This window comes from Plantactinospora sp. B6F1 (assembly GCF_040120695.1).
Classification (GTDB): Bacteria; Actinomycetota; Actinomycetes; order Mycobacteriales; family Micromonosporaceae; genus Plantactinospora.
In genome coordinates this window covers 101,854-113,860 of sequence record NZ_JBEEAC010000005.1, presented here as the reverse complement: position 1 = coordinate 113,860, position 12,007 = coordinate 101,854, and the positions used below count along the sequence as shown (strand labels likewise).

Below are 12,007 nucleotides of genomic sequence, written 5' to 3'. Positions count from 1 at the left end.
TCGGGCTCAACCGCGCGCCGGTAGCCGCTGCGGTGGTCGGGTTTGCCGGTACCCAGTCGGGGAAGGCCGGATCGTCCGACCAGGTACCGGAACGGCGTTCGCGCCGACCGGCAGAGGAACGTGAGGAACGTCATGGCCCGCCAGAAATCCGGCAAGGCGAAGTCCGGCTCGGCCCGCGCCGACGAGGCGGGGCAGCAGCAGAATCCCGACCGGAGCGAATGGGCGGACGAGGCGGCCAAGGCGAGGTCGCTGGACGACCCGCGCCGGACGCCGCCCCGCGACGCGGTGGGGATGCCGTCCAGCGGTGAGCGGTACTCCGAGGACCCCCGCGACCGCTGATCGCCGCCGGCCGGGGTCGACGGTTCTGCGGCGTGCCGCTCCTCAGGTCCGGAAGGTACGCCGGTAGGTGTCCGGCGGTACGCCGATGGTGCGCTGGAAGTGGCGGCGCAGGGTCGTCGCCGTGCCCATGCCCGCCGCCGAGGCGATCGTGTCGACGCTGTCGTCGGTGGTCTCCAGCAGCTCCTGCGCGCGGCGGATCCGCTGGGTCAGCAGCCATCGCAGCGGGGTGGTGCCGGTCACCGCGTGGAAGTGCCGGGCCAGGTGGCGTGAACTCATCTTCGCCTGGCGGGCCAGGTCCTCCACGGTGAGTGGCTGATCCAGCCGCCGCATCGCCCAGGGCAGCAGTTCGGCCAGCGGATGGTCGTCCTGGGCGGGCACCGGGGTGGTGACGAACTGCGCCTGGCCACCGGCCCGGTGCGGCGGCACGACCAGGCGCCGGGCGACCACGTTGGCGACCGCCGAGCCGTGGTCGCGGCGGACCAGGTGCAGGCAGAGGTCCATCGCGGCGGCCTTGCCGGCGGAGGTGAGCACGCTGCCGTTGTCGACGTAGAGCACGTCCGGGTCGACCTCGACCCGGGGGTGGCGCGCGGCCAGTTGCGCGGTGTGCGCCCAGTGCGTGGTCGCGCGCAGCCCGTCCAGCAGGCCGGCTGCGGCGAGCACGAAGGCGCCGGTGCAGAGCGAGACCACCCGGGCGCCCGACTCGTGTGCCGCCCGTACCGCCTCGACCAGGTCGGCCGGCGGCTCCTCGTCGACGTCCGCCAGGGCCGGGACGATCACGGTGTCGGCCTGCGGCATCCGGTCCAGCCCGCAGTCCGGCTCCAGCAGGAACCGGCCGACCCGGACGGCGTGCGTGCCGCATACCCGGACGTCGTACCAGGGGCCGGGCAGGGCGTCCGGGGCGGAACCGAACACCTCGTAGGCGAGGGCCAGCTCGAAGTGCAGCATCCCGTCGGTGGCGGCGATCACGACGGAGCGCGGGCGAGAACTCATGTCGGAAATTGTACGGGTCGCGTCGTTCCGGACGCTGGCACCGGTGAGCTGACGGGGACAGGATCTTCGTAGCGGATCACTACGAGCTGGTGGGAGCGGTAATGGGATCGGGTCGGCAGGTGGCGGTGTTCGGCGCGTACGGGCACACCGGGCGGTTCGTGGTCGCCGAGTTGCGCGAGCGCGGGTACGCCCCGCTGCTCCTCGGGCGCGACCGGGACCGGCTGCTGGCACTGGCGCAGACCCGACCGGGGCTGGACGGGCGGCAGGCGTCGGTCGACGATCCGATCTCGCTCGACCGCGCGCTGGACGGCGCGGCCGCCGTGATCAACTGCGCCGGACCCTTCGCCACCACCGCCGCCCCGCTGGTCGAGGCGGCGCTGCGCGCCGGCATCCCGTACGTCGACGTCGCGGCCGAGATCGAGGCGAACGTCGACACGTTCGCGCACTTCGCCGAGCGGGCCCGTGCCGCGAACATCGTGGTGGTCCCGGCGATGGCCTTCTACGGCGGCCTCGGCGACCTGCTGGTCACCACCGCGATGGGCGACTGGACGGCGGCGGACGAGGCGCACGTCGCGTACGGCCTGAGCGGTTGGCACCCCACCGCCGGAACGCTCGCCTCGGGCACGGTCTCCGGGCAGCGCCGGGGCGGCCGGCGCGTCCGCTACACCGGCGGGCGGCTGGAGTACCACGACGACGCGCTGCCGACGCTGGAGTGGCCCTTCCCGGCTCCGCTCGGTGCCCAGGAGGTCATCGGAGAGTTCTCGATGGCCGATATCGTCACCGTGCCCAGCCACCTGGCCATCCCGGAGGTGCGCAGCTACCTGACCGCCAAGGCGGCCGCCGACCTGTCCGCCCCGGACGCCCCGACACCGACCGCCGTCGACGAGCGCGGCCGCTCCGCGCAGACCTTCGTCGTCGACGTCCTCGTCCGCTCCGCCGGCACGGAACGCCGGATGGTCGCCGCCGGCCAGGACATCTACGCGATCAGCGCACCGCTCGCGGTGGAGGCCGTCGACCGCATTCTCACCGGCCGGACCAGGACCACCGGCGTCGCCTCCGCGGGCGCGGTCTTCGACGCCCCGGACTTCCTTCGCGCCCTCGCCGCGCACCTGGAGCTGCACACCGAAGCCCGGTAGCTGGAGCCGCTGCCCGCTCAGCCTCAAATGCCGAGTGATCTCCTCGCTCGGGCAGGTCAGCCCTGCCCGAGTCCCGGCGGAGTCGAGGTTGCCGTGCAGAAACGGCTTTTCGATGGTATCCGTTCGTGCTATCTGAGCCGGTAGGCGCGGATGGTGGTCTGGTCCACCGCGTTGCCGTCCGTATCGGTGGCGCTGACCCTCAGCGACACGTAGTCACCTGACCGCCCTCCCGAGGGCGGCGTGACCCGCCACCCGTCTGCGGCCTTGTAGACGGTGAGCGCTTGCCAGGTCCGGCCCTCGTCGAACGACGACCACGCGCGTACCCGGTCGATCGTGGCCGGTTTCGCCATGGGCTGGCGGGCGACCGAGATGGTGAAGGGTTCCTGGTGACCCGCCCGCGCCGTGTTCGACTCGTCGAGCGGGACCCGGCAACTCACCACCAGCAGCGGTAGGGCCCCGTCCGTGGGCGTCGACCGGAACGTCCAGGTGGCGCTGGTCCGCGTGGACAGCGGCCAGGCAGGCGAGTCGCGGACGCTGTCCAGCCGCAGTTGGTACGTCGCGGTGTCTGCGGGCACCTGCCACTCGCCGCGATCGGTCCTCCCCGGTTCGCCGATCTCCTGGCCGTTTCGACTCAGGCGGAGCGTGCCGCTGTCGTAGGCGGAGGCGATCAGCCCGTACCGGCCGGCAGTGGCGTCGGAGTATCCCCTGACCACCGTCGAGATGGTGTTTCCCGACCTGAGCGCGGCCGGCACGTCCGCGCCGGTCCCGGTCGGGACGGGCACGAGTTTGGGACCGATCACCGGGACGTTCCACTCCGAGTGATACCAGTCCCGGGGCCGGTAGGTCACCGGTTCGCTGGCCTGGATCGCGTCCGCGCCGTCCAGGTGGAAGTGCGCGAACCACTCCCCCGGGGTGTAGTAGCTCAGCCGGCGCATCGGCAGGTCGACGGTTAGCCCACTCACGAAGCCGGGAAACCCGCGCGGGAAGTCGAAGAGCCGTGCTGAGCCCTGGCTCGGTTCGCCGAGCGCACGGTACCGGGTGTCGACGGTGGCCAGTCGGGTCCGATCGAAGCGCCGGACCGCTCCGGCGGGCAGGCCGCGGTGCTCGACCGCCGCCAGGTGGTACGAGTACGGGCTGCGCTCGGCGTACCCGTGAATCTGGACGGTTGCCGGGTCGGCTGCGCTGAGTGCGGCGAGCCGGTAGAACGAGGAGGCTCTGGTGGCGAGCACCGGCACTGCGGTCGGCTCGAAGAAGGGCAGAGGGAAGATCCCCGACTGTGGATAGAGCGCCGCGGTGGCGCCCGCACGGACCACCGCGTCGAGCTGTTCGGCAGGGGCGATGCTGTCGTCGAGCCGGAGCAGGACGAGCTTTCCCCGCACGTCCACCTTGGTGAGGTCCTCTGGCCGCCCCAGAACCGCGTCCACCACCCGGTAGGTCCGGTCGCCCGTCACCCGAGGGCTGGTGTCGGCGTACCGGACGGGGAGTTCGAACTGCTCCGGTGCGGAAACCGTGAGTGTCAGGTCAGGGCGTGCCCAGGTGGCAAAGGTGTAGTAGTCCAGGCCCTCGATGTCACGGGCGCCCACCGCGTAGAACGGCAGATCCCCCCCGGTTATGGCGCCGAACTCGAAGGTGGTGGTGCCCAACCGGTAGGCGATGGCGTCGCTGCGCAGCACCTGCCGGGCGGTCGGCTCGCCGGCCACCCGCACCTCGACCGGCTGGCCGGCGCGCGCGTCCAGCGTGACGGTGGTGTCCCCACCGATGTCGAACTTCGGCTGGATCACCGCCGTTGCCGAGGCCGCCGATCCGTCGTTCGCCGGGGTGGCGATGAAACCGGCGATCGCGTACTCGCCCTTGGGCAGCCGCAACACCGCCTGTCCGTCCGCGTCGGGAAACGGATACTGGGCCGGCGACGAAGGGTCTGCCGGTAGAACACCCAGATCGACCAGGTCCGTCGGCCGGCCGTCCCGGCCCAGGGTACGCAGCGTCAGGTGGTAACTTTCGACTTCGAAGCTCGCCCCCAGCACGATTCGCACCGCCTGACCACCGGCGGAGGTAGCGGTCAGGGCCCCGCCGAACAGGCCTGGCGCGGCATCGGTCGGGTCGACCGTGACGGCCGCGGTGGCAGTGCCGCCGGCGGGCACGGTCAACGATGCGGGAGCAACCGAGAACACGCCTCCCGGGGCAGGTGCACCGCTGGAGTCACGGGTGCCGAGGCCGAGCGTCAGCGTCTCCGGCTCGGATCCGTCATTGCGAAACGTGATCTTTTTCGTTACCGAGCGCTGCGCGGAATAGGGCCAGCTGAACCGGCCAAAGCTGAGTGATCCGACGTCGGTGGAGATCGGCTGCCGGGCCGCGGCCCCGACGTCGATCCGGCCGGCGCCCTGCGCGTACACCGAGTGGCCGGTGGCGGGGCGGGCGGTCGTCATCAGCGCCGTCTTGAGCCGGTCGGCCCGCCAGTCCGGGTGTTTCGCGGCCAGCAGTGCCGCGGCTCCGGCCACATGCGGTGCCGCCATCGAGGTGCCCGACAGCCGGGCGTAGTGGTCGTTGACCGGCGCACGGTCACCGTCCGGAGTGCCGGCCGCGCGCGCAGCCACGATGTCGCTACCCGGTGCGGTGACGTCAGGCTTGACCGCGTCGTCACCGACGCGCGGCCCCTGGGAGGAGAATGCGCTGATGTCGTCGGTCTTGGTAACGCTGCCGACGGTCAACGCGGCGTCGGCGGCGCCGGGCGTGCCCACCGAACCGGCGGTGCCGTCGTTGCCGGCTGCGACGACGAAGAGCGTGCCGGATTCGCGACTGAGCTGGTTGATCGCCTCGCTGAGCGGGTCGGTGCCATCGGTCGGTGGCCCGCCGAGGCTCATGTTCACGACCCGGGCGTGCCGGTCGACTGCCCACTGCATGCCGGCGATGATCCAGTCCTCGAACCCGTGCCCGTCGTCGCCGAGCACCTTGCCCACCAGCAGTTTGGCGCCCGGCGCCGTGCCGGTGTATCGGCCGCCCGAGGCGGTGCCGCGTCCGGCGATGATGGATGCCACGTGGGTGCCGTGCCCCGTCTGATCGGTCACGTCCTGCCCGCCAGCGTCCGTGAATCCCCGCGCGTCGTCGACCGCACCGACCAGATCCGGGTGAGTCGCGTCGTAGCCGCTGTCGAGCACCGCAACGGTGACGCCGTCACCACGGAGTCCGTCCCGCCACACCTCGGGCGCGCCGATCTGCGGCACGCTCTGGTCCAGGGACGCCGCCACCCGCGCGTTGAGCCACACCTTGGCCACCCCGGGCGCGAGCGTTGGCGCGTCCGGCTGCGCCCCCCGCACCGTGCGCCAGAACTCCCCCGCCCTGCGCTTCGGCTCGGTCACCGCCGACATGCGCAGCCTGGGCAGGTCGCGACTGATCCTGGCCCCGGATGTCCGAACAGCGGCCGGCGCGGACCTGCCCGCCGTAAAGGAGACCAGCAGCTGGACGTCGCGGCTGTGAGCATCGTCGAAGCCCTGCTCGGCGAGAGCGGTGACGTCGAACAGGCGCCGGTCCAGCCGTCCGGCGGCCAGCGGCGCCCGCACGTCCTCGGGGATGACCACGACGTGCCCGGCGCCGTCTCGGTGGTGCTGGAACAGCAAGCTGTCCCGGCCCGGCCCGGGATCCACCGCCACAGCGTCCCGACCGTGCGCCGAACGGGTCAGGATGACCCGGTCCCCGGTGATGAGCGTGACGGACTGCCCGGACATGTGGGACGCCAGCACGGCGCGCTCGGGACCGGCAGCCAGGCCGGACGCAGGCGAATCGGCGACTGCCAGCGCCGTCGCCATGGCCAGCGCCACCGCGAGCACAGACTTCTTGAGTGTCATGCCCATCCAGACGCGCGTGCGCGCCCAGGTGCTGCCATCCAGATGGTGACGATCATCAAGCAGCAGCCGCGGCCCAGGCTGCGTCTATTGGGCATGACTGAACAACGCGCCCCCGCTTGCTGGCACCTGAAGCGTCTCCGGCACCTGAAGCGGTGGTCAGGTGGACGCTGAGACCGAGCGCGAATTCGTGTCGTTCGTCGAGGCCCGGTCTCACGTGCTGTTCCGTACGGCCCTGGCCCTGGCCGGGGACCGCCACCACGCGGAGGACCTTCTCCAGACAGTCCTGGCGAAAGCGCTGCGGCACTGGAAACGCATCCAGGGCTCGCCGGAGGCGTACCTGCGCCGCGCCATGTATCGCCAGCAGGTCAGCTGGTGGCGGCGGCCGGGACACAGCCGTGAACTGAGCACGGATCGTGTTCCGGACCAGCGGACGGCACCGGACGCCACCGCCCGGATCGATCTGAGCCTGGCATTGCAGGACGCGCTACGTCAGCTCGCGCCGAAGCACCGTGCGGTGCTCGTGCTGCGCTACCTCGAGGATCTTGCCGACGACGAGATCGCGCACCTGCTCGGCTGCAAACCCTCAACGGTCCGCAGCCAGACCACGCGGGCCCTCAGCCGGCTGCGCGCACTCTGCCCAGACCTTGACAGCCTTGAGTTACGGGAGACCCGACGATGAGCACCGACCTGGACCGAGCTGTGCGTGAGGCGTTCCACCGGCTCGGCGCCGTACCGCCGCCGGTTGGTATCGGACCCGCCGTCGTGCGCCGGGTCCGGCGCGAAAACCGCGTACGCATGGCCGTGACCACCGGCGCCCTCGTAGCGCTCGTCGCCGCCGCGGTCCCCCTCGGCCTGGGGGCGGCCGGCGGGAACAACTCGCAGTTCGGTGGCGCGACGAGCTGTCCGCTGGTCGTGAGTGCCTACAGCACAACCGACCCGCAGGACGCCACGACGAGATCCCTGTTGCGCAACGCTACCGGGACGTACATCGAGCTGCCGTACCAGAGCGTGGTGCCGTCTCCGGACGGGACCCGGGTGCTGGTGCAGGCAGGCCAGGACACCTCGACCAGCCCACTGCGCAGTGGCATCCTCGACCCGACCGACCCGGACGCTGTGCGCTGGATCGACCGCTACACCGGGCCGGGCAGTTGGTCGCCCGACGGCACGGAAATCCTGTTCACCGTAGCCCCGCGGCTCGGCGACCAGGGCTTCGCCATCGTCGACGCTGTGACGTTGAAGAGCGCCTTCGCCAAGGTGGACCTCTATGCGGACAACACCGGCGCCCACGGCTTCGTCTGGGCAGACGGCGGCAACCAGGTCGCACGCACCATCACCCAGGACGGCGGCGAAAGCCAGGCCGACCAGGTGACCGGCATCCGCTTCTACGACCGCTCCGGGCGGCTGGCGCGCACCCTGCCGGCGACCGCCGCACTGACCTCGGCGGACGCCTTCTCCCCCGATGGCACCCGGATCGCGCTGCACAACCCTCTCCCTGACGCCCCGATCAGGATCGTCGCGACGGACACCGGAGCCGCCCAGCGGACCATCCGGCTGAGCGGGCAGAACCAGATCATCGCCTGGATCGACGACGAGCATCTCGTTCTCCGGCACTGGACCGATGGCTTCGAGGGGTCGGAGGTGCGGGCCGTCAACCTCGCCGGCCAGGTCGTCCAGGTTGTGCCCCTGCGCCCCGATGCGGTGACTGCCAACGACATCACCGTCACCTGCTCGTAACTGGGGATCGAAGGTAGGGGTTCGACTCCCTCCGGACACTCCGGCTGGGTGCCGCCACGCCACGGCGGCACCCAGCCGATCGCGGCGCCGGGGGTCGGCCGGCGGCCGTACCGTTGGGATCGTCCGCTAGCGCAGTTCCGCGATCCTGGCCCGGGTGTTGGCCGGGGCATCGGGCTGCCCGCGCTCGACGTCGGCCCGGACGTCCGCCACGCTCTTACCGGCCAGCTCCCGTCGCCAGGCCAGCTCGGCGCCACGCATCGCCTGGGCGAACGCGCAGGACTGCCGATAGTCGACGCCGGCATGCTCCCCCGGCCCCTTGCGGAGGATCTGGTCGCACCGGAACAGCTCCTCCGGGCCCTCGATCGCGGCGACGATGTCCAGCAGGGAGACCTCCTCCGGGGCCCGGGCCAACCGGAAGCCCCCGCGAGGCCCCGAGGTCGAGGTCAGGATCCCGGCCCGGACCAGGGCCTGGAGCTGCTTGTTCAGGTATGCCGGCGGTAGCTCGTAGAACGCCGCGAGCGTGCCGGTCGGCACCGGGTCGTCCAGCCAGCTCAGGTTGAGGCACGTGTGGAGGGCCCATTCGACGCCCTGACTCATCCGCATAGTTCTGGACTCTACATGTCCAGAAACTGTGACGCCGGTCATGATCGCTAGCGCACACCAATCCTGGACTCGTAGTGTCCAGGAATCAGCGAAGCAACGAAGGAGCCGACAATGACCCTGGTACGCGCAGCCGAAGCCGAGGTTCTGGAGAGCGACCCGACCAGCGTGATCACCCTGCTACTCGACCCCGAGCACACCGGCGGCACCCTGACCAGCAACCGCACCCTGCTCAGGAGCGGCACCGACGGCGCACCACCGCACCTGCACACCCGCTCCGGCGAACTGTTCTTCGTGCTCGACGGCGCCCTCGAAATGCTCGTCGGCGACGAGCTGCACACCCTGCACAAGGGAGACACGCTCTTCGTTCCGCCAAACACCCCGCACGCCTTCGCCCCCGCCGCCGGTCAGGACGCCGACTTCCTCGTCGTGATCACCCCTGGCAAGCCCCGGTTCGACTACTACCGCCTCCTCGACCGGGTGCACCAGGGCGAAGCCACCTGGCAGGAGGTCGGCGAAACCCAGGACCGCTACGACAACCACTACGTGGAGAGCCCGGTGTGGGCGGCACGCGGCTGACCACGACCTCAGATGGCCCCGGTGGATGGGCCGGGCGGCCGCAGATGACCGCCCGGCCCGGTGTCGCGTCGCTACCGGGCCTACCGACGGTCAGCAGGTCTGGGCGCAGTTGCGCAGGCCGTACCGGATCTTCAGTTGGGTACCGCCGTTGCCGTCCCAGTCATCGGCGTAGACGACCGTGAACATCCCGGTCGGGTCCATCCCGATCGCCGGCTGGTCCTGGCGGTTCGCCGTGAAGACGCTCAGCCGGCTCTCCGGAAACGTGTTGCCGTTCGTCCCGTCCGGACCGATTCCCCGGGCCCAGACCTCGGTGCCGCTGCTGGCACTGGTCAGTCCGGTCACCTGGCCGCTCTCCTGCCAGGTGACCACGGCGTTGCCCGAGCCGTCCACCGCGATGTCCGGACGCGCCTGCCGGCCCACCCGGTCGGACTGGTACGGAGTCTGGGTGATGACCTGGTAGGCGCCGTTGGCACCGGTACTCCACCGGTGGATCGGGCCGCTGATGGTCCGGGGCGCGAAGGCGGCCGTGGAGCCGGTGAATCCGCGTACGTAGATCTGTGACTGCGGGTTGCCGTCATAGCCGGTCCGGCCGGTGTGCCCGTCGTACCAGGCGACGTACCAGGTGCCGGACTCCGCGACGGCCACCGCCGGATCGCGCTGCTGACCGTCGGAGAGCGATCCGGTGTGCACCGCCACGGTGCCGCCGAAGGCGCCCGCCAGGGTGCCGGTCTTGGCCCGGATGCTGTACCCGCCGTTGCCGTCCTCGTCGTCCTCCCAGGCGATGGCCACCGTGCCGGCCGAGGTGACGGCCACGTCCGGCTTGCGGTAGGTGCCACCGGGCACGGCCTGGACCGGGGCGTCGTAGCCGCCGGTCAGCGGGGAGAGCCGGGCGTCGGACGCCGAGAACGAGGCGTACCGGATGGAGCTTGCACCGGCCGTCGAAACGTCCTGCCAGGTCACGGCGTACCGCCCGTCCGGCAGGACCGCGATCGACGGCTCGCTCTGGTCACCGTCGGCGATCGAGTTCACGTTGACCACCGGGCCCAAGGTGCCGTCCGGGCGAACCCGGCGGGCGCGGATCTCGTACCCGCCGTTGCCGTTGCTGTCGTCGGCCCAGGTCACCACCGCGTCACCGGTGCTGGCGAGGCCCACATCCGGAGTGCGGTAGTTCCATCTGGTGCTGCCTCCGGTCCGCACGACCACCTCGGACCGGCGGACTCCGTCGACGAACCGGCCCAGCCGGATCTCGTTGTTCAGCCCGCTCGCCGTGCCGGAGGCGAACGCGGACACGGTGACGTTCCGGCCGGCGGAGTCGCGGATCGAGGCGACCGCGGGGGTGAACTGGTCACCGGTCGCCACGGCGTTCGCGGTCGCGAACCCGGCGTTCGGGTACCGGTCCGGAGAGATGGTCACCGCCGCGTTCTTGATGGCGTTGAAGTCGGCGACGAATCCGTCGTAGATTTCCGGGTTGTCCAGGCGCATGAAGGTCTCGTCGTTCTTCTTCAACGCGCCGTTGGTGAGGTTCTGGGTGCCGGTGTAGACGTACCGGTGCGGCTGGTTGTCCTTGCGGGACACACCCTGGACCAGGAGGTACTTGGAGTGGATGCTGCCGTCGGAGCATTCGCCGTTGACCCCGGCCTCGACGGTGAAGAACGACTGCCGGCATCCGCCGGGATCCATCGCGTAGACACCGATGCCGCGTGCGGTCAGGCCGGGCAACGCGTCCTGGTGCTCGCCGGTGGCCACCTCGACGGTGCATCCGGCAGCCTGCTTGTCACCCAACGCGTCGATCACCTCGGGCCGGGCGGCCCGGAAACCCCACATGGCCATCCGGATGATGTCGTCGGAGCTGCCGGTCGAGCACTGCACGTCGTCGATGGCGGCGGCAACGATGTCGGAGCGACTGCTCTGCGGGTTGAACGACTCCGCGATCGTCGCGCTCTCGCTGGCGCTCGGCAACTCGCGTGGCGAGAACCAGAGCCGTGTGCTGCCCGCGTCGACGTGCCCGCGCTCGTACGACTTCGCCGTTCCGGTGACCTGGAGCTTCCGGCCGACGTAGCTGCGGAAAGCGCTGGCCAGCGCCGGGTCGTTGTCGACCCGCACCTGGTTCTGCCACATCTGCTGCTGGGGCTTGGTCGGGTTCGCCGAACTGACCACGGTGACGTCGGTACGCCCGTCGGAGAGCTCGCTGAACACCCAGAACTTGTTGTGGTTGATGCCGGTCCCGCCGGACGAGCAGGAGATGCGGCACTGCCAGGTCCAGGATCCGCCTGCGCCGACACGGTAGCTGCCCAGCTCGGTGACGAGTCGGTTCACCTGGTTGGACAGCGCCCCGCAGGACGCGGTGGTGCCGCTGGTGCAGGCCTCGACGATGAGCCGTACGCTGACGCCGCGGGCGTGCGCCGCCAGCAGGTTGTCGGTGATTCCCTGGTCGGAAAAGGTGTAGAGCGATCCGTACACGGTGGAGCCGGGGGCGGCGAGCGCGACCAGGTCGGCGATCTGATCCCGGAGCCCGGGGGTCTGGTAGGGAAGGAAGCGCGCGCCGTTCCGGCCGGGGTCGGGGGTCGCGTAGACCGAATCGGGCACCGGGTCGAGGTTCGGCCGCAGGAAGAGCACGGTGCTGTCACCACTGGTGACGGTCGCGACGGAGGCGGCGGCGGGGGTGGCGGGCAGAATGCCCGAGCCGGCCGCGACGATGACGCCGAGCAGGAGCGATCGAAGACGCCGAGGCATGGATACTCCCCTCTGGGGTGGCGACGGAGGCCGCCGAGGGCCCGGCGGCGGATC

The 12,007-nt window shown here is 71.0% G+C and carries 9 protein-coding genes; 5 read left to right on the top strand and 4 right to left on the bottom strand.

Annotated elements, in window-relative coordinates; all coding sequences use genetic code 11:
• Positions 1-132 precede the first annotated feature (132 nt).
• Entirely contained in the window at positions 133-339 is a 207-nt protein-coding gene (locus ABNF97_RS09800) for a hypothetical protein (protein WP_130461772.1), read from the top strand.
• 42 nt (positions 340-381) lie between these two features.
• On the opposite strand, the gene ABNF97_RS09795 is transcribed toward ABNF97_RS09800, so the two are convergent.
• Complete coding sequence (locus tag ABNF97_RS09795; RefSeq protein WP_349338324.1) at positions 382-1,329, bottom strand: helix-turn-helix domain-containing protein; 948 nt, start codon at positions 1,327-1,329, stop codon at positions 382-384.
• 101 nt (positions 1,330-1,430) lie between these two features.
• On the opposite strand from ABNF97_RS09795, the gene ABNF97_RS09790 reads away from it, so the two are divergent.
• The gene (locus tag ABNF97_RS09790) at positions 1,431-2,465 is read left to right on the top strand and encodes a saccharopine dehydrogenase NADP-binding domain-containing protein (RefSeq protein ID WP_130461770.1); all 1,035 of its coding nucleotides are present in this window, start codon (positions 1,431-1,433) and stop codon (positions 2,463-2,465) included.
• A 128-nt stretch (positions 2,466-2,593) separates the two neighbouring features.
• Here ABNF97_RS09790 and ABNF97_RS09785 read toward each other — a convergent pair whose 3' ends face one another.
• The gene (locus ABNF97_RS09785) at positions 2,594-6,313 is read right to left on the bottom strand and encodes a S8 family serine peptidase (protein WP_349338323.1); all 3,720 of its coding nucleotides are present in this window, start codon (positions 6,311-6,313) and stop codon (positions 2,594-2,596) included.
• A gap of 154 nt (positions 6,314-6,467) precedes the next feature.
• Here ABNF97_RS09785 and ABNF97_RS09780 point away from each other — a divergent pair, with 154 nt between their 5' ends.
• Positions 6,468-6,986: a SigE family RNA polymerase sigma factor gene (locus ABNF97_RS09780; RefSeq protein ID WP_130461768.1), complete on the top strand. Its 519-nt coding sequence runs from the start codon at positions 6,468-6,470 to the stop codon at positions 6,984-6,986.
• On the top strand, positions 6,983-8,041 hold the full coding sequence (locus tag ABNF97_RS09775) for a TolB-like translocation protein (RefSeq protein WP_349338322.1): 1,059 nt from the start codon (positions 6,983-6,985) through the stop codon (positions 8,039-8,041). Before ABNF97_RS09780 ends, ABNF97_RS09775 begins: the two co-directional genes overlap by 4 nt.
• Positions 8,042-8,167: 126 nt before the next feature.
• Here ABNF97_RS09775 and ABNF97_RS09770 read toward each other — a convergent pair whose 3' ends face one another.
• A complete protein-coding gene (locus ABNF97_RS09770; protein WP_165436646.1) occupies positions 8,168-8,644 on the bottom strand; it encodes an Rrf2 family transcriptional regulator in 477 nt (158 codons plus the stop codon).
• Positions 8,645-8,755: 111 nt separating this feature from the next.
• Between ABNF97_RS09770 and ABNF97_RS09765 the strand changes: the two genes are divergently transcribed.
• Entirely contained in the window at positions 8,756-9,220 is a 465-nt protein-coding gene (locus ABNF97_RS09765; protein WP_349338321.1) for a cupin domain-containing protein, read from the top strand.
• A gap of 90 nt (positions 9,221-9,310) precedes the next feature.
• Here the strand turns inward: ABNF97_RS09765 and ABNF97_RS09760 are convergent, their stop codons facing one another.
• Entirely contained in the window at positions 9,311-11,953 is a 2,643-nt protein-coding gene (locus ABNF97_RS09760; protein WP_349338320.1) for a phospholipase D-like domain-containing protein, read from the bottom strand.
• Between the last annotated feature and the right edge of the window lie 54 nt (positions 11,954-12,007).

Coding starts and splice junctions, on each gene's coding strand:
- ABNF97_RS09795 (WP_349338324.1), bottom strand. CDS start 1,329: ATGAGTTCTCGCCCGCGCTCCGTCGTGATCGCCGCCACCGACGGGATG.
- ABNF97_RS09790 (WP_130461770.1), top strand. CDS start 1,431: ATGGGATCGGGTCGGCAGGTGGCGGTGTTCGGCGCGTACGGGCACACC.
- ABNF97_RS09765 (WP_349338321.1), top strand. CDS start 8,756: ATGACCCTGGTACGCGCAGCCGAAGCCGAGGTTCTGGAGAGCGACCCG.
- ABNF97_RS09760 (WP_349338320.1), bottom strand. CDS start 11,953: ATGCCTCGGCGTCTTCGATCGCTCCTGCTCGGCGTCATCGTCGCGGCC.
- ABNF97_RS09785 (WP_349338323.1), bottom strand. CDS start 6,313: ATGGGCATGACACTCAAGAAGTCTGTGCTCGCGGTGGCGCTGGCCATG.
- ABNF97_RS09775 (WP_349338322.1), top strand. CDS start 6,983: ATGAGCACCGACCTGGACCGAGCTGTGCGTGAGGCGTTCCACCGGCTC.
- ABNF97_RS09800 (WP_130461772.1), top strand. CDS start 133: ATGGCCCGCCAGAAATCCGGCAAGGCGAAGTCCGGCTCGGCCCGCGCC.
- ABNF97_RS09770 (WP_165436646.1), bottom strand. CDS start 8,644: ATGCGGATGAGTCAGGGCGTCGAATGGGCCCTCCACACGTGCCTCAAC.